The sequence below is a fragment of the Cryobacterium serini genome, assembly GCF_004404025.1.
Taxonomy (GTDB): Bacteria; Actinomycetota; Actinomycetes; order Actinomycetales; family Microbacteriaceae; genus Cryobacterium; species Cryobacterium serini.
Genome location: NZ_SOHN01000019.1, coordinates 121,166 through 140,682 on the forward strand (window position 1 = coordinate 121,166; position 19,517 = coordinate 140,682).

Genomic DNA, 19,517 nt, shown 5'->3' on the forward strand with positions numbered 1-19,517 from the left:
AGCGGCACGGGTATCACCGGCAGAACGGTGTCAAGACTCAACTGACTGCTCGACAGTGGTCGCTTCGGCACGTGGCATGACAGCGATGGCGCTCATGGCATCGAGAAAGTGCACCACGGCCGCCTGCTGGTCGGCCGTAAGGTCGAGGGCGACCTTCATCAGCTGCTCGTGGGTTCCCGACAGCGCCCGTCGCATCTGGATGTGCGATGTCTCAGTGGCGAACAGCCTTTGGGCACGGCCGTCGTCTGGATCCACCTCACGGCGAATGTGACCGGAGGCCGTGAGCCTGGAGAGGAGTTTTGCCGTGGCGGCAGACGAGATATTTAGGAAGTCGCTCAGGTATTTGGGGCTGGCAACCCGGTTCTCGCGTTCGCAGGCGATGAGGTGACGAAGGGCCACTAGGTCGGTTTCGTTGACGCACATGTCGGCCTGGGCACGACGACGCATCATGGCATCAGCAACTCGAAACCGACGTACGGCGCGCAAAACCACTGTCGCCGAAGAAACTCCAGGATTCTTCGGGTCGTACCAGTACGTCCCTGCTGCTTGCGGGATACTCTCATCGTGGGACATATACCCATGGTAACGTGGGAAATCGCTAACTTGGTTAGTTATTCTAATCATGATCAGGCTAAAACCGAGAAGGGGAACCCGCGTGGAGACCACAAACGCTCTTGATGAACACGTGATTCTTCTCGATGAGGAGGGCCGTCACATTGGCACGGCGCCGAAGTACAGCGTGCACGGAGCGGACACTGTGCTGCACCTGGCATTTTCCTGTTACGTCTTCAACCCGCTTGGCGAGGTGCTCGTCACCCGCCGCGCGCTGACTAAGAAGGCGTGGCCGGGAGTATGGACCAACTCTTTTTGTGGGCATCCGCTGCCCGCTGAACCACTGACGCAGGCTGTCACCCGCCGGGCCAGCTTTGAACTCGGGCTTGAGCTCGAGCTCGACACTCTTGACCTGGCGCTGCCTCTGTTTCGTTATCGTGCCACTGACAGCAGCGGAGTCGTCGAAAACGAAATCTGCCCGGTCTACCTCGCCACAACCGTGCAGGAGCCGACTCCGAACCCTGACGAGGTCGCCGAGTTCACCTGGACGCGACCGGCAGACCTGTCCCGTGCGGTGGCGGATGCCCCGTGGGCCTTTAGTCCGTGGATGGCGTTGCAGGTGCAACAGCTGGAGAGTTTTCGTGCTTGACACGGTTGCGAAAGGCGTCGAGACCGAGCTCACCCGGTTTTTTGCCACGGCACGACTGCGGGCGACGGACTATGGCGAACACTATGTTGCCCTCTGGGATTCTCTGGAGCAGGCCAGCAGCGGCGGTAAACGGGTACGGCCCGCCCTCGTACTGGCGGCCTATGCCGGTTTCGGTGGGCGCGATCAGGCCCTCGTGTCACCGGTCGCGGTGAGCTTTGAACTGTTACACACGGCGTTCCTGATTCACGACGATGTGATTGACCGCGACCTGGCCCGGCGCGGAGTGGCCAACATCGCCGGCCGATTCAACGATCGCGCTCTCGCGCACGGAGCCGCCACAGATCAGGCCGGTGTGTGGGGCACCGCTGCGGCCATTCTCGCGGGCGACCTCGCGCTGAGTGAAGCGCATCGCGCGCTCGCGAAGCTGCCGGTCGATGTGCGCACCCGGCTGCGGCTGCTCGACTTGCTCGACCGAGCAGTTTTCGTCTCGGCCGCCGGGGAGTTGGCCGACGTGACCAACAGTTCGGCGAAACATCCGCTCACCGTGGCCGAGGTCATCGCCACGCTGGAGAACAAGACCGCCGTCTACTCGTTCGAAGCGCCATTACAGGCCGGGGCTGTGCTGGCCGGCGCGTCGGCCGAGGCAATTCGCCTGCTCGGGCACTACGGACGCCTCGTCGGGGTGGCGTTTCAACTCACCGACGATTTGCTCGGTGTATTTGGCGACCCCGTCAAGACCGGCAAGAGTGTCACCGCCGACTTGCGGGAGGGCAAACAGACCGCGCTGATCGCCCACGCCGGCGGCACCCAGAGTTGGTCGCTGATTGCGCCCTACCTCGGCAAGATCGATCTCAGCGACGAGGAGGCCGAACGGGCGCGGGAGCACCTGCGGGCGTGCGGTGCGAAAGCGGCTGCTGAGGGGCTTGCCTATGACCATTCCCGCCTGGCGGTCGAAACGCTCAACCCGGCAATCATCCCCAGAGACCTGCGGGCGAGCCTGATCGAGCTGGCCGAGACAGCCGTGAACCGGGTCCGCTAGTGAGCCAACGCATGAGCCACCTGCCAGCCGTGCCAGTCCGAATGCGCTCTGATACGAATCTATACAAGTACGCGCAGACGGCGCAGGCCAGTTCGACAACGGTGATCGGACATTACTCCACCTCGTTTGGACTCGCCGCTCGGCTGCTGAGCGCCCAGGTGCGCACGCCCGTACGCACGATCTATGCCCTGGTCCGTATTGCCGACGAGATCGTCGACGGAGCTGCGGCGGAGGCCGGCGTCTCGGTTGCCGAACAGCGGCAGCTGCTCGACGAGCTCGAAATCGAGACCGAACGCGCGATCGTGCGCGGCTACAGCACCAATCTCGTGGTGCACGCTTTCGCCGCGACGGCCAGGCAGTGCGGCATCGACTCCAGCCTGATCGCACCCTTTTTCGCGTCGATGCGCCGCGATCTCGATCCGACCCCCTTTAGCGTCGAAGGCGTCGCCGAGTACATTTACGGCTCTGCGGAAGTGATCGGGCTCATGTGCCTGCGCTGTTTCGTGCGCGGAACCCCGCGCAGCGCCACCGAACTGGGCGTGCTTGAAGATGGCGCACGCCACCTCGGTGCTGCGTTTCAGAAGATCAACTTTCTGCGCGACCTGTCATGTGATCGCGAGATACTCGGCCGCAACTACTTTCCGGGGATCGATCCCCTCAACCTCAGCGACGAACAGAAGAACGTGATTCTGGATGACATCGACGCCGATTTGTCCATTGCCAGCGCTGTCTTGCCGTTGTTGCCGCCCGGTTGCCGGCGGGCCGTGGCCGCGGCCCAAGGGCTGTTCACTCGGTTGTCCAAGCGGTTGCGGTCGACCCCGGCCGATCAGTTATTGCGCTCCCGCGTGCGGGTGCCAGATGGAGAGAAACTCATGATCGCCCTGACCTCGAGTATCGGCCCCGGCGCGTGGAAGCGATGACACGCACCATCGTGATCGGCGGCGGTATCGCCGGTCTGGCCAGCGCCGCCCTGCTGGCCCGCGAAGGCCACGACGTCACGCTGCTGGAATCCCGGGCGGAACTCGGCGGGCGTGCCGGACTGTGGGAGGCCGAAGGATTCCGCTTCGATACCGGTCCGTCGTGGTACCTGATGCCCGAGGTTTTCGAGCACTTCTACCGTTTGTTCGGTACGAGCGCGGCGGAGCAGCTCGACCTCGTGAAACTGGATCCCGGCTACCGGGTGCTCTTTGAGGGCGATACCCAGCCGGTTGATATTCGCAGCGACCGCGCCGCAAACATCCGCTTGTTCGAGTCGGTGCAACCGGGGGCCGGCCGAGCGCTCGATCGCTACCTGGACTCGGCCATCGAAACCTACGACATGGCCGTGAAACGGTTTTTGTACTCAAGCTTCGAGTCGTTCCGACCGTTTCTGGTACCCGACGTGCTGCGGCGCCTGGCGCGGTTGGCTCGACTGCTGATGCAGCCACTCGACAAGTTCATCGCTGGGTATGTGCGGGACCCGCGACTGCGTCAGATTCTCGGATATCCGGCCGTTTTCCTGGGGTCCGCGCCAAACCTGACACCGTCGATGTACCACTTGATGAGCCATCTCGACCTCGCCGACGGGGTGCTCTACCCGCAGGGCGGCTTCAACACGCTGATCGAGAGCATCGCGGCGATCGCCCGCGCCGAAGGTGTTCAAATTATCGCCGAAGCGCGAGTGAGCGCCATTCGAGTCCGCCCCGACAAGACGGTGCACGGGGTCAGTTACATCGACAGCTCCGGATTACCGCAAGACCTCGACGCCGACATCGTGGTGTCGTCCGCCGACCTGCACCATACCGAGACCGAACTGGTTCCCGCCGAGTTGCAGACCTATCCGGAGCGTTGGTGGGACACGCGTATGTCGGGTCCCGGTGCCGTGCTGGTCATGCTCGGCGTGAGCGGCCCACTGCCCCAGCTGCAGCACCACTCCTTGTTTTTCACGACCGACTGGGGCACGAACTTCAAACAGATCTTCGGCAAGAAGACCTCCGTACCGTCCCCGGCGTCGCTGTACGTGTGTATGCCGAGCGCGACCGACGCCTCGGTCGCGCCTGCCGGCGACAGCAACCTGTTCATGCTGGTGCCCGTACCGGCCGATGTCGGTCTCGGTGCTGGAGGCATCAACGGCACCGGTTCGGCCACGATCGAGCTCATAGCGGATGCCGCCATCGCGCAGGTCGCCCAGTGGGCCGGCATACCCGACCTCGGCGAACGCGTCACGGTGCGACGCACGGTCGGCCCGGCCGACTTCGCCGACGACCTGAACAGCTGGAAGGGCGGCGCCCTCGGCCCAGCGCACACCCTGCGGCAAAGTGCTTTCCTGCGCGGAACGAACATGTCCAAGAAGATTGCGGGTCTTTACTACGCCGGCGGTACCACCATCCCCGGTATCGGCCTGCCGATGTGCCTGATCAGCGCTGAAATCCTGCTCAAACGGATTCGGCATGACACCACGACGGAACCGCTCGCCGAGCCGCTGCCGGCACGCTACGCGGGCCCGGACGCGGCCTCAGCGGAGTCTGCGCACAGGCGGTCGTGAGCGTTCTGTACCTGCTGGCGTTGTTCGTGGCGCTCGGAGGTATGACCGTGCTGGATTGGCGCTTCCACCTCTTCTTCTGGTGCTCGCCCCTCCGGGCCACCCTGGTGCTCGGCATCGGAGTGTTGTTCTTTCTCGTCTGGGACCTCGCCGGTATCGGCCTCGGCATTTTCTACCGGGGTGAGACCACGCTGATGACCGGCCTGCAGCTGGCGCCGGAACTGCCGCTCGAGGAGTTCTTCTTCCTCACTTTTCTCTGCTATCTGACGATGAATCTCGTGCAGGCCACCCGACTCGTACTGGCGCGGCGGGCAGTGCAATGACGTATTTGTTGTTGAATGCGGTCTTCCTCGTCGTTGCGGCGCTGGTGGCCGTCGTGGCGGTGAAGCGCCGGCTGATCTCGGCCCGGTTCGTCTCCGCCGTGGCTGGTGCGCTCACGCTCACGCTGCTGCTCACTGCCGTGTTCGATAACCTGATGATTGGGGCTGGACTGTTCAGCTACGACCCAGAGCACATTTCGGGTGTGTTGATCGGCCTCGCCCCGATCGAAGATTTTGCGTACCCACTGGCCGCGGCGATTCTGCTTCCGGCGCTGTGGGTGATTTCGGGCGGTACCAGGTTAGGACGAACGGATGACTGAGCAGATCGGTACCACAGGATGGAAAACTTGGCAGGTCGTGTTGTCGTCGCGGCCGCTCAGCTGGGTCAACACGGCTTTTCCCTTTGCCGCCGCGTATGTGGTGACCACCGGGCGCATCGACGCGATGTTGATCGTGGGCACGCTGTTCTTCCTCATTCCCTACAACCTGCTCATGTACGGCATCAACGACGTCTTCGACTACGAGTCGGATTTGCACAATCCACGAAAAGGCGGCGTTGAGGGCGCACTGCTGCACCCTGCACTGCACCGAACGGTCATCGCTGCCGGGGTCGTTTCGGCGGTAATTGTGGGCGGGGCGATGGTCGTGTTGGCGGGGGCGGGGCATCCGCTCTCCTGGGTGGTGATAGCCGTAAGCCTGTTCGCGGTCGTGGCCTACTCGGTACGTGGGCTGCGGTTCAAGGAACGGCCCCTCCTGGACTCGATCACCTCGAGTACCCACTTCCTCAGCCCCGCCGTGTACGGGCTCGTGGTGGCCGGCGCCACAGTCAACTTCGGTCTGCTCGCCCTGCTCGCGGCGTTCTTTCTATGGGGAATGGCCAGCCACGCCTTCGGCGCGGTGCAGGACATCGAGCCCGACCGCCAGGCCGGGATTGCGTCGATCGCAACCGCGCTCGGTGCCTCGCAAACCGTGCGGCTCGCAATCGCTTTCTGGACCCTGGCCGGTCTGCTCATGCTCGCCACCCCTTGGCCGGGGCCGCTCGCGGCGGCGCTGGCCGTTCCCTACATTCTGGCGGTGCTGCCGTTTTGGTCGGTCCGGGACGAGCAGTCGGAGCTCGCGAACCGTGGCTGGAAACGTTTTCTGGGGCTCAATTTCTTCACCGGTTTTCTCTCGACGCTGCTGCTGATCGTTTGGACGCGGCAGGGCGCCTGAGCGTTCGATTCAAGTACTTTCTATTACAGTGAATAGATGGAGCTAACATCTGCCCGAGTCGACAGTTGGAGCTGGGGCGTGCGCCTGTTCAAGACCCGCTCGATGGCCACGACCGCCTGCCGCGCCGGACATGTGCGAGTGAACGGCGACAAGGCCAAGGCCGCGCAGGCCCTGCGTATCGGCGATGAGGTGCGTGTGCGCTCTGATGGCTTCGACCGGGTGCTGATCGTGTCACGCCTCGTGGTCAAACGGGTAGGAGCCGTTGTGGCTGCCGAATGCTATGTCGATAAGACTCCCCCGCCGCCGCCACGCGAGGAGGTAGCTCTGGTCCCGATGCGTGACCGCGGCGCCGGGAGGCCGACCAAACGTGAACGCCGGGAGATTGATGAGCTGCGCGGGCACGTCAACGACTGACGGATGCTGTAGCAGCGGTCATTGCTGCGGTTTTAGGCCAGCGCAGGCGGGTTCGGTAGCGGGGGTGTCTGAGGCTCGCCCTGGACTGGTTGCAGTGCGGCGAGCACTCCAAGTGACCGTTTGATTCGATCTTCGGCCGCGGTGTCGATCTGGCTCGCCGCGACGTTCGCCTCACTGACCGCGCGCACGACCTCGTCGCGCTGAATCTTCACGCCCCGTGGTGCATCGATTCCGATGCGCACACTGTCGCCGCGGGCGTCGAGCACGGTGATGACGATATCGTCACCAATGAGGATCTTTTCCCCGAGTTTGCGTGTCAGAACGAGCATCGTTCCAGCCTAGCGTTCGCGCTGGCCCGGTTGGGAATGCGGCACGGCCGCGCGGCGGCCGGTCGGCGCCGCGGCCACCCGCCCGTCCATCCACTCCACCGGCAGGCCCAGGTCGTCGACGGTGGCCGGTGAGGTCGTGAACTGGCGGCCGAGCGCAGCGACCGCGTGCACCTGAACGCTGCTCTCCACCATGTTGACCCAGCGGATGGTGTCCTCGGTCTTGCGACTCGCGTCCACGACCACCCAAACCTGGTCCGCACCGATCTCGGTGAGTGCTGCCGCACGCGTAACCGCATCAGAAGCGGGTTTGAGCCCGTAGGCGATGAAGGTGCTGTGGCCGATTTCCACGCCCTGGGCTCTGGCCAGCATGGCGCCGCGCCGATCGTCGACCCGCTCAGTGCCGTCCTGCGGCAGGGTGCCGGAGGTGCGGAGTTCACCCGCACCGGCCACACGCAGCATCAGACGCGCGATCGTGAGGGGGTCGTCCTCGAGCCCGACAATCAAGACCAGATCCCCCGGCCTTGTGAGCGGGGTCGGCACCGGCGGGCGAGCAAGTGTCGGCGCTGGTGCAAATACGGGTGCCGAACCGGGTGCCGAAGTCGAAGCTGCTGGTGCGCGCGTGACCAGTTCAGGTCCCGAATCCGCAACGGCACCGCGACCGGTGGCGAAGGTGAGTTCGTCCATGAGCCTGGCGAACCCGTCGGACGCGGTCGACAGCTGCGGCGATGCCTGGGCGGGGTGCAGCCGGTATTCAGCCTCGTCGGCGTCGTCGAGCAGCGCCGCTATGCCCAGCCGGGCCGAAATGTCGAGGCCGCTGTGGGCCGATTTCTTGCGCGTTGCCGGTTCCGATACCTCGACCGTGATCTCGTAGTGCTGACGTGCGAAGTATCCGCGGATCCCGCCGACGGTGACCCGCTCGGCAGCGATGATGGTGGCATTGGCGCCGTGCTCGGCGACGGCGCGTTCCTTCAACTCCCGCAGGGTTGGGCCCTCAAGCAGAAATCGTTTCGGCTCCACGCACCACACCCACAGTCTCAATGGTCACATTCGCCGATGTTACTTCCTGGTACGACAATACCGGCAGGCCACCGGTCTGCGTCGAAATGAGGCGACGGATAGCCGGTCGAAGTGCCGGTGCACACACCAGTACCGCGGTCTGACCGCTCGCCTCGACCTTGGCCACCGAGGTGCGTACCGAGGCGAGTACATTTTCCAGGCGCACCGGATCCATCAGAATCTGCGTTCCCTGATCTGAGGGGCGCAGGCCCTCGAGCATGGATTGTTCGAGGGTGGGGTCGATCATGATCACGCGCAGCAGCGTGCCATCGAGATATTGAACGGTCAGTGCCGGACCGAGCGCCAGGCGAGCGGCTTCGACCAGCCCCTCGGCATCATTGGAAGCCTTGGCGCGCAGGGACAGTGCCTCGTAGATGCGCGGCAGGTCGTTGATCGGAATTTGCTCGACCAGCAGCCCCTGCAGCACCCGCTGAACCTCGGCGAGGGAGAGCAAGCTCGGAATGAGGTCGTCGACGGCCGATGGATTGACCTGTTTGACGCCATCCGTCAGCACCCGCACGTCTTCCCGGGTGAGCAGCCGGGCGGCGTTGGTGGTGATGATCGAGGAGAGGTGGGTGACCACGACCGAGACCCGGTCGATCACGGTGGCTCCGGTCATCTCGGCGCTGTGCCGCATCTCGCTCGGCACCCATTTGCCGGCCAGGCCGAACACCGGTTCGATCGTGACCTGTCCGGGGAGGGTATCGAGGGCGTCGCCGAGGGCCAGCACCTTGCCGGCTGGGGCCAGGCCACGCCCGTACTCGACACCGGCAATGCGAATGACGTAGGTCGCTGGTGGCAGATCGACGCTGTCCCGGGTGCGCACCGGCGGCACGACCACGCCGAGATCCATCGCGATTTTACGACGGAGACCGCGTACCCGGGCCAACAGATCGTCAGAGGCACCGGAGACGAGGTCGACGAGGTCGGGCGAGAGCATGATCTCCAGCGCATGCACGCGCATCTGCTCGATCAGGTCTTCGGTCGTGTCGGTTTTGGGAACGCTTTTCTCCGAGGCGGTGGTGGCCGCGATACTCGCCTGTTTGGTGACCTCGCCGGCCTTGATGCGTTGGGCGATCAGCATCAGCGCCATGCCGACGATGAGGAACGGCAGCACGGGCATGCCCGGAATGAGCGCCATCAGCACAGCGGCCGCGCCGGCAATGGTCAGCGCATTGCGCGACTGCATCAGCTGAGCGGATGCAGTCGAACCGATGTCGGTCTCCGCATTCGAGCGGGTCACGATCATGCCGGTGGAGACGGCCATGAGTAGGGCCGGAATCTGGGTGACGAGGCCGTCGCCGATGGTGAGCAGCGCGTAGGTGTTGACCGCCTCGCCGAGCTCCAGTCCGCGCTGCAGCATGCCCATGGCGATGCCGCCGATCAGGTTGATGATGATAATTATCAGTCCGGCGATCGCGTCGCCCTTGACGAACTTGGACGCGCCGTCCATGGCTCCGTAGAAGTCGGCTTCGGCCGATACCTCGGCACGACGGTCCTTCGCCTCGGCGTCGGTGATCAGGCCGGCGTTGAGGTCGGCGTCGATGGCCATCTGCTTGCCGGGCATGGCGTCGAGGGTGAATCGGGCACCGACCTCAGCCACACGCTCGGCGCCCTTGGTGACGACGACGAACTGGATGACGACGAGAATCATGAAGATGACCGCGCCGATGATGATCGAGCCGCCAACGGCGACGTGCCCGAAAGCCTCGATCACCTGGCCAGCATAACCTTCGCCGAGTACCAGGCGAGTGGAGGCGACATTGAGGCCGAGGCGAAACAAGGTCGCGACCAGAAGAAGCGATGGAAAAACCGAGAAGTCGAGCGGTTTCTTCACGAACATCGTGGTGAGCAGGGTGACCAGACCCAGCATGATGTTCAGAATAATCAAAACGTCGAGCAGGCCGGCTGGAATGGGCACGACCAACAGCAGGATGATGCCGACCACGCCGACCGGAACAGCGAGCTTGATGAGATTGCGATTCACGAACGGCCTCCGGCAGTCTGCAGTGGTGATGTGGGTGATGATGATGACGGCGCGGCCGCCAGTGCGCTCATGGTGTGGGTTCCCGCCGTACTGCCCCGCTTCTGCAGGGCCATGACGAAGGCGAGCACCCTGGCAACGGCGCTATAGAGTTCCGTGGGAATCTCGTCGCCGATCTCGCACGCCGCGTGCAGTGCCCGGGCGAGCGGTACATCCTGCACAATCGGCACCTGGTCGGTCTCGGCCTGCACGCGAATACGGGCGGCCACGTGCCCGATTCCCTTGGCCACCACCCGCGGCGCGGATTTACCCGGCTCGTATTTGAGGGCCACGGCCACGTGCGTGGGGTTGACCAGCACCACGTTGGCATCGGCGACCGAGGCGATCATGCGATTGCGACTCATCATCAGCTGGCGGGAGCGACGCTGCGATTTGATCAGCGGGTCACCCTCTGCGGCCTTGTTCTCGTCGGTGACCTCCTTCTTCGTCATCATGGTTTTTTTGCGATTGCGTTTCATGATGACGAAGATGTCGGCGACGGCGAGCACGAGGCCGGCCGCAACGGCTGCCTGCAGCAGTGCGGCTGTGCCGCTGCCGGCGGCACTGAGCAATTCCGATACCGGCAGTCCTCCTGCCGTCAGCAACACCGGCATCAGTCCCTGGATTACCCAGTACAAGACGATTCCGACGGCGGCCGTCTTGGCAAGTACCTTGACGCCCTCCCACATCGCCTGGGTGCCAAATACGCGTTTCATACCGGTAACGAGGTTGAACTGCTCGTACTTTCCGGTGAATTTCTTGAAGTGGACACCGCCCTGCAGTGCAGCACCGCCCAGCACGACCACGAGCACCACGACAAAAAACGGAGTGAGAATATCGGCGAGCGACGCCAACCCGTTGCCGAGGGCTTCGACCGCCACGCTCGGATCCGGAGTGCTGGCCAGGGTACCGATCAGATACATCTGGTCGGTACCCGCCTCGCTCGCCGCTGCGATAGTGGCTGGCAGCATGAGGCCGGCGGCACCAACGCCGACCCAGGCCGTGACATCCTGCGATTTAGACAGCTCACCCTTTTCGCGCACCCGCTTCATACGTTTTTGGGTGGCCGGTTCGGTCTTTTCACCGGAATCAGTTTCGGACAATTACCTCACCCCCATGAGGGCATCGAGGGCTTGCCCGGTGAGTGAGGACACGATGCGCGGCAGGGCCATGAAGACCGTCCCGGCGAGGATCAGCGTGATGAGAATCTTCAGCGGAAAACCGAGGGCGAACGCGTTGAGCGCGGGGGCGACCCGGGTGAGGAGGCCGAGGCCGGCATCCGCTAAAAACAGCACGACAAGCAGGGGGCCGGCGATCTGCACGGCGGCGAGGAACATCTGGGTCGTGCCCGCGATTATGGCCTGCGCCGGTGCCGCCAGGTCCAGGCCAGAGCCGAGTGGCATGGCGGTGTAGCTGCGAAACAGGCCGCCAAGCACGAGTTGGTAGGCGCCAGAGGCGAACATCAGCGCGAGGGCGGTCATATGAAACAGGCGGGTGAACTGGGCACCGTTGATCATGGACTGGGGGTCGAAGCCCTGCGCCATCTGGAACCCGCTGAACATGTCGATGAGACCACCGGCCGACTGCACGGCGGCGAAGACCAGGAAGACCAGAAAGCCCAGGGTGGCACCGACCAGAATTTCCAGAATCAGGGCGCCGACGAAACCGGCGGTGTCTTGGGATACGTAGTCGGCGGTGACCCGCGGCGACACGGCCAGGGCCAGTCCGATGGCGAGCATGGCTTTGATCCGTGCGGGGAATGCGCGATACGAGAACGGCGGCGCGATGACCAGAAAGGCGATTATGCGCACACCAGCGAGCATGACCGCTTCGATCCAGGCGAAATTGAGGGTGAACTCCACGTCAGCCTCCGCCGAGCAGGGAGGGGATCTTTTCGAACATCTGGTTGGTGAATGCGATCGATTCGGCGATCATCCAGTGGCCGCAAATCAGCAGAGCCAGGGCAACGGCCACAGCCTTGGGTACAAACGACAGCGTGACTTCTTGAATCTGCGTGATCGATTGCAGCAGCGAGATGGCGAAGCCCACCACGAGAGCGGTGATCAGCACCGGGGCCGACAGTTTGGCAGCGAGAATGAGCGCCTGGAGGCCAATGTCGAGTACCGCATTGGTGTTCATGTGGCCATCTGATAACTGCCGATGAGGCTCGTGATGATGAGCCCCCAGCCGTCGACGAGCACGAACAGAAGAATCTTGAACGGCAGCGAGATCATGACGGGCGGCAACATCATCATTCCCATCGACATCAGCGCCGCGGAGACGACGATATCGATCACCAGGAATGGGATGAAGATGACAAACCCGATGATGAAGGCGGCGCGCAGTTCCGAGATCATGAACGCGGGAATGAGTGTCAGCAGGGTGACGTCATCGGGATTGTCTGGGTTGGGTTGATCGGCAGCCCGGGTCATCAGGGCCAGGTCCTCGCCGCGCGTGTTGGCGAGCATGAATTGGCGCAGCGGCTCGGAACCCAAATTCAGCGCGTCGGTGAAGTTCAGTGAACCGTCGAGGTACGGCTGCAACGCGATGTTGTTAATGTCGGTGAGCACGGGCGCCATGATGAAGAGGGACAGAAAAAGGGCCAGTCCGGCGAGCACCTGGTTGGGCGGGATCGACGGGAGCGCGAGGGCGTTGCGGGTCATGGCGAGCACCACGAAGATCTTGGTAAAGCTCGTCATCATCAGCAGCAGCGCCGGTGCGACCGACAGTAGGGTAATGCCCAGCAGGGTGACGATCGCCGATGAGGGCGCACCGTTAGGACCATTGATGTCCACAGTGAGGCCGCCACCACCGGGGTCAGTCGGGTCGGTCGGATCGGTCGGAGGCGTCGGGTCGATCGGCATGGCGTGGCCGGCCGTAGCTCCCAGCCAGAGCAGCACCGTCGTGGTCACCACGATCAGAACGATGAACAGGCCGATGCGCGCGGAACAGGCCCGGGAAGTGAACCGATACGGCGGGGTATTCACCGGCCCTGCCGAAGGAGTGCGGCGGTCTGGCGCCACGTCGACGGCGACAGGATCGACCCGGCTAGCGGAGCGGAGGGCGCGGGCGGCGCTAAGCGAGCCGCGTCATCCGCTTCAGCCGCGGCCAGGGATCGGGCGAACGCCGTCGCTGGTGCCGACTGCGACCCGCCCAGCACCGAAATGGCGGCGTCGAGGGTCGACGTTGTCGTGGGCACAAGGGATTTCTCGTGCAGCACGGTCACGGCCTGCTCGGTGACGCCGAGAACGAGGCGCGTTCCGTCGACCTCGACGACGACAACGGATGCCTTCTGCCCGATGGGCTGACGGCCGACGACGGTCACCGGGTTGGCAATACCCAGTGCGCGCACCCCGCGCGACAGGCGTCGCTGCAGGTACCAGAGCAGTGCGAGAACCACGCCCAATGACAGGGCGACACGCACCGCAACAATGAGGGTGTCCACTTACGACAGGCCATCCGCTACATCGAGAATCTGGGTGATGCGCACGGCGTAGTCCTGGTCGACGACGACGATTTCGCCGTGGGCAATCAGTCGACCGTTCAGGAGAATATCGGCCGGGGCCCCCGCCGAGCGATCCAGCTCGATGACAGCACCCGGTTTGAGCGACAAGACGTCACGCACGGACATACGGGTGCGCCCGATTTCAACCGTCAACGACATTTCGACGTTGCTGATGCGCCCGAGGTTGCCCAGAGCTGTGCGCTCTGGCATCGATCCCGGCCCGCCGACAACTCCGTTCTGACGCAGCCGAATGCCAAACCAACCGGTCACGACCCCGCCCGCGCTCAGTTCGAAAACCTCAGTCTCTTCGGCGGCGAACAATGCTGAGGCGTCTTCGACCCGGGAATCGCCGAGCACGCCGATTCCGAGCACTCCGGAGGCGCTCTCCAGGGCGGGACGCAGAACGTCCTGGCTGGAAACGAGCTGCGAGTTCGCCCCGGCAGCGGCGTCGAGCGACGCAGAGTCGGTGAGCACAACGGCCAGGTCCGCGGAAGTCGTACCCACAAACGAGGCCACCACGGCCGAACCGATGCGCGATGATAATTCGGCGCTGCCGAGGTGTGGCAGTGCTTGTAACGGTACCGTCGTAGGCAACACGCGAATGAGCGCGTCGACGGCAACTTCAGGAATAGATCGGGTAGAAATCATTGGGCTGTTTCCTCGGTATCAGTGACGATGCAGGCCAGCCGGGAACCGTTGACTCCGACGGCCGCGCGGGCCAGCGACTGGCCGTCAACGGTCAGATTGAGCGGACGATGCTGGGGATGCGGAATGTGCAGAACATCGCCGACCGCCAGCGACAGAATGCGACTGGGCAGTACGTGGGCGGTCTCGAGTCGAAGCGATACGTCAACCGGTACGGCCGCGATCTGGGCCTGCAGAAGTTCGGCAGCGTTCGACATGGTGCTCGTGGGGTTCGCTTCGCCGAGTTGCGGCATCAGGGCCGCAGCGGGAATCGCCACCGTTGCCGTGGCGGTGACCTTTTCCACTCGAATTGCGAAGGTCGCAACCACCATGAGGTCGCCGGTTGCCGCTGCCTGCGCGAACTGGGAGTTGTACTGAATGGCTTCGACGCCCATTTCATCAACGATCAACGGCCCAAAGGAATAACGCAGGTCTTCGAGGCTTTCCGAAATGAGCTTGCGAATCAGAGCCAGCTCAATCTGGGTGAAGTTGCGTTCAGCGAGCACCGGCCTGCTGCTGCTGCCGCCGAGCATATGGTTCACCCAGGTGAGTGCCGACGTGGTCGGAAACTGAATGACCGCGCGGGCTTCCAGGCCGGCGACAGTGCACAGCACCATGGCGGTTTTCGGCGGTAACGAACCCGCATACTCGTCGTAGGTGGCCATGAGTACCTGCTCGCAGGTCACCATGCAGAGCACACGTACGCGTGCGGTCAGCTGGGTGCCCCACTGCCGTGCAAAAGTCTCAAAGGCCAGTTCCAGAACGCGGGAGTGTTCACGAGCCAGGGTGGTGGGCCGCCGAAAGTCGTACAGCTCAACGCTTCTTGCCGCTTTAGCGAGCGCACTGCTGCTGACCTGATCCTGGACTGTCACGTTGGGACTATCGACCGAAGTGGCTGAAAGGTAAGAAGTCTCAGCTAGCGGCTGCGCCGCGTCGGTTCACGGTCAATTTTCGGCCACGATCCCGGGAATGAGTGCTCGCACGCTGTCCGGCTGGTCTGAAAGCAGCACAATGTCGACCCGGCGGTTCTGCGCCATATCCGCGAGTGTGGATCCGGTGTTCGCCGGCTGAGCCGACCCAAAAGCGACTGCGGAGATCAGGTCTCCGGCAACGCCGCCCTGCTCTACGAGGCGACGCAACACCTGGGTAGCCCGGTTGGCCGACAATTCCCAGTCGGTAGGGAAAGTGGCGGACTGGCCGTGTTTGTCGGCGTGCCCTTCAATCGAAATCTTCTGCGCGGTGGACACGAGGGCCGGTGCTGTGGCATCGAGCACCGTGATCGCAGCCGCAGTGAGTTGGGCGCTGTCGGGTGCGAAGAATGTTTCACTTCCGACCAGCCCCAGGGTCAGACCACGGTCAGTGATATGAAATTCCACGAGATCCGCTACCCCGGCGGCGGTCAGGTTGCCGGTGATGGCAGTCTCAAGCTGGTCAAACTTCACGACCTCCCCTGCAGCCGCTTCGACATTTGCCAGTGCCTGGGCAGTCGCGTCAGCCGGATCGAGAGCATCGGCTGAGTGAGTGACCTCCGTGGGTGATTCACCCTCGTTATCGATGAGGTCAGCCGGAACGACGACCCCCTCAGCGGTGTCGACCTTGCCCGCATCCACCGCTCCGAAACCGGTGGCCAGGGAGTTGGCCAACTGCTCGTACTTGTCCTGGTCGACGGTCGACATGGCGAACAGCACGATGAACATACACATCAGCACGGTAACCATGTCCATGTAGGAAGCCATCCACCGTTCGTCCGGGTGAACGTCCTCCTCATCAACCATTTTGCGGCGCTTAGCCCGCACGCTCATGCTGCTTCGGGAAGGTCTTTGTCCTTACCCTTGCCCTTACCTTTGCTGCTGGTCTTTGTCTTGGTCTCAGCGGCTGCACCGGCGGTATCCGCAGCGCCGTTTTTGCCCTTGGCTCCGACTTTCGGCAGGAGCTCGGCGGGAACCATCGCGCGCAGGCGCTCACCGAGCAGTCGCGGCTGACTGCCAGCCTGCACGGCCAGGGCGCCTTCCATGACGAGAGTCATGCGGTCGGCCTCGAGGTCGGCCAGGCGGCGCAGACGCGAGCCGAGTGGCAGCCAGATGAAGTTGGCCGAGAGCAGGCCCCAGAGAGTAGCGACGAAGGCGGCCGCAATCATCGGTCCCAGTGTCGCGGGCGTATCCAGGTTTTCGAGAACATGGGTCAACGAGACGACCGTGCCAATGATGCCGACCGTCGGGGCGTACCCACCAAGAGCCGTGAAGAATTTGGCGGCATTCCGATTCGATCGAGTCTCTGTCGCGATCTCGTCCTCGAGGAGCATCCTCAGTTCATCCCCGTCGGTACCGTCGGCGATATTCTGCAGGGCGCCGCGCAGAAACGGATCCTTGACGTTGTCGGCTGCCTGATCGAGCGCGAGCAGGCCCGAACTGCGCGCGGTTTCGGCCAGTCCCACGACCTGATCGATAACGGACTGCGGCGGCGTGGTCTTGCCGAGGAACGCTCCGGGCACTGCCTTGAAGGCAGACGTGAAGTCTTTGATCGTGCCGCCCGCGAGGCCGACCGCGATGGTCGCACCGAAGACCAGAATCATGGGCGCTGGCAGCAGGATGGACATGACCGAGGAATGTTCGAGGGTGATCATGGCAACGAGGGCACCGAACGCCAGTACCAGGCCGATCAGAGTTGCGGGATCCACTAGAGCTTCCTGGGGCCTCGTGGCAGGTCCCCGGCGCTCGGGTCGTAAGCGAGCGCGATGACGTGGGCACGGTAGCTGGCGATTTTCTCGATGACGTCTTCCATGGACTCGGTGACGATGAAGTTGGCGCCGTCCACCATGACGAGGGTTGTATCCGGGTTCGCGTGGATGCGCTCGATCAGATCCGGGTTAATCGCAAAGTGACTGTCATTCAGCCGCGTAAGTACGATCATGTGCCCATCCTGTCTCGAACGACTCGAGGGAGGCGTCATTGTGTACCATCGGCCGCCGCGCGGCTCATGTTAGCTGGCTCAACGGCGCTCACGAGACAATTTTGAGGGGTTGTCTGACGTTGCAACCGAAGTTGTCTACTGACCGCGGCGGAGCCATCCGCGACGAGCTGCCTGAGCGTGAGGCTGGATGCGAGGTCACACCAGGATCGCGCGGGGCTCGTGACGCTGAAGTCCACACCAATCGAACAGATCGGTGCCGTCGACAGCCAGTGCCTGCCGGTGACACCGTTCAGCCGCAGCGCCCACCCTGGCAGCTGCACGGCAACGTGCAGCATGTTCGTTGACGCGCATGCGACCCGGCGATAAACCGTGCGCCGCGCCTTGAGCCACGGCGAACGGTGCGGTCAGCAGGTGCGGTGGAAGCTTCTTTCGCGCGTTCACGCCATCAGGATGACGCATCCCGCGCATCCCGCGCATCCCCGGAAAGTTATGCACAGCCCCAGACCCAGTAGACAAGAGTGTGGGGTCCGGACGCTTGAGGACCCCACACTCTTGTCTACTGAGCGCGATTACCGCTTCAGGTTGGTCAGCTCCTGCAAGACCTCGTCTGAGGTGGTGATGATGCGAGCGTTGGCTTGGAAGCCGCGCTGGGCGACGATCAGGTTGGTGAATTCCTGCGACAAATCGACGTTGGACATTTCGAGCGCTCCGCTGGTCAGCGAGCCGAGGCTGCCGGTGCCGGCGGTTCCGAGCTCAGCGCCACCGGAGTTGAAGGTGGCGCGGTAGGCGGAGGAGCCGGCCTTTTCGAGCCCGCCCGGGTTGACGAAGGTGGCGAGGGCGATGCGACCGATGGCCTGTTGCTGGCCATTGCTGAACAGGCCGACGAGGGTTCCGTCAGCTCCGAGCGTGTAGGAGTTGAGGGTACCGGCCTCGCTGCCATCGTCGGTGTCGCCGGCAACGGTGTCGAGTCCGGCGAAGCCCCTGACGTCGTCGAAGTTCATGAGAATACCGTCGAACGTGAAGTTAGCGCCGGCGACGGTTGTGAACTTGCCCGTTGGTCCATTGGCGTCAGTCTCAGCGGTGAGCTGAAGCGGTGTCGTCGAGGGATTCTTCGGATCGGCCACCGTCCAGCCGGTGGCGGTACGAGTGAAAGTCAGTGACACCGTGCGGGCTACTCCCAGCTCGTCGTATACATCGATGGTGCGCGGCGCGAGTGTGGTGTTTTCTACCGTATCCGACGGCAGGTTGCCGCTGAAGGTCGCGGCAGTCGAGGCGGATGCCGGCACGATCGCGCCAACCGGCAGGGTCATGTTTCCGGTGGCTCCGCCAGCGTTGACGACTCCGTTGGTTGCGCCCCAGCCCTGCACGATTGCACCGTCTGGCGAGACCAGTCGCCCAGCCGAATCGAAGTTGAAAGAACCGGCCCGGGTGTAGAGGGTTTCTCCGCCGAGCGACGTGACGAAGAAGCCGTCGCCGTTGATCATGAAGTCAGTGGTCTTGCCGGTCGCCTGCGAGGACCCCTGGGCGAAGTTCGTGGAGATTCCCGCTACCTGCACACCGAGGCCGACCTGGGCCGGGTTGGTACCACCGGTAGTGGCCGTGGCGCCGCCAGCGGCCTCGGTCAGCTGCGACAGGGTGTCTTGAAACTGAGCGGCGGACGCCTTGAATGCCGTCGTATTCACGTTGGCGATGTTGTTACCGGTCACGTCGAGCATGGTCTGGTGCGAACGAAGGCCAGAGATACCGGAGTAGAGAGAACGAAGCATGGGATGCTGCCTTTCAGAAAAGAATTATGCGGTGCAGTTGATGGGTCGAGGACAAGCCGCGGATCAGGCCGCGGTCGTCGCCTCCGCGGCGTCTTCGGTGTCTTCGGCACGGGCGCTGGTCACGCCGGAAATAACATCGAGGGCCACCGGTTCACCGTTGACGGTAACCGTGGGCACGGGGCCGGCGAACGAGACCGACGAAACGAGCCCCGTGACTTCGGCGCCGTCGGGGTCGGTATAGGTGACCGTCTCCCCCACCAGGGCTGCCGCCGAGGTGCGCATCTGCAGGGAGAAGCCCTCCCCACTGGCCGTGGCCATTTCGGTGAGCTTTTCCATCATGGCAAGCTGGGTGGTCTGGCCGATCATCTCGTTGGTATCCATCGGGGCGCTGGGATCCTGGTTTTGCAACTGCGTCACCAGCAACGACATGAACACCTCCGAGTCCATGGACTGGTTGGGGGTGCGCGTCGTGGTCATTGACGAGTACATTGCGGTCGGAGCGGCGGCAGTGGCCGCCACGGCGTCGATTGTCACGAT

At 63.5% G+C, this 19,517-nt stretch carries 24 protein-coding genes; 8 read left to right on the forward strand and 16 right to left on the reverse strand.

What is annotated here, in order from left to right:
- Positions 1 to 30: 30 nt before the first annotated feature.
- A complete protein-coding gene (locus tag E3T51_RS16100) occupies positions 31 to 573 on the reverse strand; it encodes a MarR family winged helix-turn-helix transcriptional regulator (RefSeq protein ID WP_166806519.1) in 543 nt (180 codons plus the stop codon).
- Positions 574 to 655: 82 nt separating this feature from the next.
- On the opposite strand from E3T51_RS16100, the gene idi reads away from it, so the two are divergent.
- From idi to E3T51_RS16140, 8 genes are read left to right on the forward strand one after another with little or no spacing between them, the layout of a single operon-like run.
- A complete protein-coding gene (gene idi, locus E3T51_RS16105) occupies positions 656 to 1,201 on the forward strand; it encodes an isopentenyl-diphosphate Delta-isomerase (protein WP_241989388.1) in 546 nt (181 codons plus the stop codon).
- Positions 1,194 to 2,240 (forward strand): polyprenyl synthetase family protein, encoded by a 1,047-nt coding sequence (locus E3T51_RS16110; RefSeq protein ID WP_166806520.1) that lies wholly within the window; start codon positions 1,194 to 1,196, stop codon positions 2,238 to 2,240. The genes idi and E3T51_RS16110 overlap by 8 nt, the downstream gene beginning before the upstream one ends.
- An 11-nt stretch (positions 2,241 to 2,251) precedes the next feature.
- Complete coding sequence (locus tag E3T51_RS16115; RefSeq protein ID WP_241989389.1) at positions 2,252 to 3,160, forward strand: phytoene/squalene synthase family protein; 909 nt, start codon at positions 2,252 to 2,254, stop codon at positions 3,158 to 3,160.
- Positions 3,157 to 4,764 carry a phytoene desaturase family protein gene (gene crtI, locus E3T51_RS16120; RefSeq protein WP_134530740.1) on the forward strand — a complete coding sequence of 536 codons (1,608 nt, stop codon included), beginning with the start codon at positions 3,157 to 3,159 and terminating at the stop codon, positions 4,762 to 4,764. Before E3T51_RS16115 ends, crtI begins: the two co-directional genes overlap by 4 nt.
- On the forward strand, positions 4,761 to 5,084 hold the full coding sequence (locus E3T51_RS16125) for a lycopene cyclase domain-containing protein (RefSeq protein ID WP_134530741.1): 324 nt from the start codon (positions 4,761 to 4,763) through the stop codon (positions 5,082 to 5,084). The genes crtI and E3T51_RS16125 overlap by 4 nt, the downstream gene beginning before the upstream one ends.
- Positions 5,081 to 5,401 carry a lycopene cyclase domain-containing protein gene (locus tag E3T51_RS16130; RefSeq protein ID WP_134530742.1) on the forward strand — a complete coding sequence of 107 codons (321 nt, stop codon included), beginning with the start codon at positions 5,081 to 5,083 and terminating at the stop codon, positions 5,399 to 5,401. Before E3T51_RS16125 ends, E3T51_RS16130 begins: the two co-directional genes overlap by 4 nt.
- Positions 5,394 to 6,293 carry a prenyltransferase gene (locus tag E3T51_RS16135; protein WP_134530743.1) on the forward strand — a complete coding sequence of 300 codons (900 nt, stop codon included), beginning with the start codon at positions 5,394 to 5,396 and terminating at the stop codon, positions 6,291 to 6,293. The genes E3T51_RS16130 and E3T51_RS16135 overlap by 8 nt, the downstream gene beginning before the upstream one ends.
- Positions 6,294 to 6,329: 36 nt before the next feature.
- The gene (locus tag E3T51_RS16140) at positions 6,330 to 6,707 is read left to right on the forward strand and encodes an RNA-binding S4 domain-containing protein (RefSeq protein ID WP_134530744.1); all 378 of its coding nucleotides are present in this window, start codon (positions 6,330 to 6,332) and stop codon (positions 6,705 to 6,707) included.
- Positions 6,708 to 6,739: 32 nt separating this feature from the next.
- Here the strand turns inward: E3T51_RS16140 and csrA are convergent, their stop codons facing one another.
- The 15 genes from csrA to E3T51_RS16215 all read right to left on the reverse strand — a co-directional run bounded on the left by csrA (position 6,740) and on the right by E3T51_RS16215 (position 19,514).
- On the reverse strand, positions 6,740 to 7,036 hold the full coding sequence (csrA, locus tag E3T51_RS16145; protein ID WP_134530745.1) for a carbon storage regulator CsrA: 297 nt from the start codon (positions 7,034 to 7,036) through the stop codon (positions 6,740 to 6,742).
- Positions 7,037 to 7,045: 9 nt separating this feature from the next.
- On the reverse strand, positions 7,046 to 8,053 hold the full coding sequence (locus tag E3T51_RS16150; RefSeq protein ID WP_134530746.1) for a hypothetical protein: 1,008 nt from the start codon (positions 8,051 to 8,053) through the stop codon (positions 7,046 to 7,048).
- On the reverse strand, positions 8,028 to 10,079 hold the full coding sequence (locus E3T51_RS16155) for a flagellar biosynthesis protein FlhA (protein ID WP_134530747.1): 2,052 nt from the start codon (positions 10,077 to 10,079) through the stop codon (positions 8,028 to 8,030). Before E3T51_RS16155 ends, E3T51_RS16150 begins: the two co-directional genes overlap by 26 nt.
- Positions 10,076 to 11,218 (reverse strand): EscU/YscU/HrcU family type III secretion system export apparatus switch protein, encoded by a 1,143-nt coding sequence (locus tag E3T51_RS16160; RefSeq protein WP_134530748.1) that lies wholly within the window; start codon positions 11,216 to 11,218, stop codon positions 10,076 to 10,078. Before E3T51_RS16160 ends, E3T51_RS16155 begins: the two co-directional genes overlap by 4 nt.
- Complete coding sequence (locus E3T51_RS16165) at positions 11,219 to 11,977, reverse strand: flagellar biosynthetic protein FliR (RefSeq protein ID WP_134530749.1); 759 nt, start codon at positions 11,975 to 11,977, stop codon at positions 11,219 to 11,221.
- Position 11,978: 1 nt separating this feature from the next.
- The gene (gene fliQ / locus E3T51_RS16170) at positions 11,979 to 12,254 is read right to left on the reverse strand and encodes a flagellar biosynthesis protein FliQ (protein ID WP_134530750.1); all 276 of its coding nucleotides are present in this window, start codon (positions 12,252 to 12,254) and stop codon (positions 11,979 to 11,981) included.
- Positions 12,251 to 13,012, reverse strand: a complete 762-nt coding sequence (fliP, locus tag E3T51_RS16175; RefSeq protein ID WP_420898451.1) for a flagellar type III secretion system pore protein FliP — start codon at positions 13,010 to 13,012, stop codon at positions 12,251 to 12,253. Before fliP ends, fliQ begins: the two co-directional genes overlap by 4 nt.
- 86 nt (positions 13,013 to 13,098) lie before the next feature.
- Positions 13,099 to 13,560, reverse strand: a complete 462-nt coding sequence (gene fliO / locus E3T51_RS16180; RefSeq protein WP_134530751.1) for a flagellar biosynthetic protein FliO — start codon at positions 13,558 to 13,560, stop codon at positions 13,099 to 13,101.
- Positions 13,561 to 14,268 (reverse strand): flagellar motor switch protein FliN, encoded by a 708-nt coding sequence (gene fliN, locus E3T51_RS16185; protein ID WP_134530752.1) that lies wholly within the window; start codon positions 14,266 to 14,268, stop codon positions 13,561 to 13,563.
- Complete coding sequence (locus E3T51_RS16190; RefSeq protein ID WP_174844608.1) at positions 14,265 to 15,176, reverse strand: flagellar motor switch protein FliM; 912 nt, start codon at positions 15,174 to 15,176, stop codon at positions 14,265 to 14,267. The genes fliN and E3T51_RS16190 overlap by 4 nt, the downstream gene beginning before the upstream one ends.
- 72 nt (positions 15,177 to 15,248) lie before the next feature.
- A complete protein-coding gene (locus tag E3T51_RS16195; protein WP_174844609.1) occupies positions 15,249 to 16,106 on the reverse strand; it encodes an OmpA/MotB family protein in 858 nt (285 codons plus the stop codon).
- Positions 16,103 to 16,981 carry a motility protein A gene (locus E3T51_RS16200; protein ID WP_134530754.1) on the reverse strand — a complete coding sequence of 293 codons (879 nt, stop codon included), beginning with the start codon at positions 16,979 to 16,981 and terminating at the stop codon, positions 16,103 to 16,105. The genes E3T51_RS16195 and E3T51_RS16200 overlap by 4 nt, the downstream gene beginning before the upstream one ends.
- The gene (locus tag E3T51_RS16205) at positions 16,981 to 17,214 is read right to left on the reverse strand and encodes a flagellar FlbD family protein (protein ID WP_104191923.1); all 234 of its coding nucleotides are present in this window, start codon (positions 17,212 to 17,214) and stop codon (positions 16,981 to 16,983) included. Before E3T51_RS16205 ends, E3T51_RS16200 begins: the two co-directional genes overlap by 1 nt.
- Before the next feature lie 569 nt (positions 17,215 to 17,783).
- Positions 17,784 to 18,980, reverse strand: coding sequence for a flagellar hook protein FlgE (locus tag E3T51_RS16210; RefSeq protein WP_134530755.1), 1,197 nt, complete (start codon positions 18,978 to 18,980; stop codon positions 17,784 to 17,786).
- Between the two features lie 63 nt (positions 18,981 to 19,043).
- Positions 19,044 to 19,514 (reverse strand): flagellar hook capping FlgD N-terminal domain-containing protein, encoded by a 471-nt coding sequence (locus E3T51_RS16215; protein ID WP_134530756.1) that lies wholly within the window; start codon positions 19,512 to 19,514, stop codon positions 19,044 to 19,046.
- Between the last annotated feature and the right edge of the window lie 3 nt (positions 19,515 to 19,517).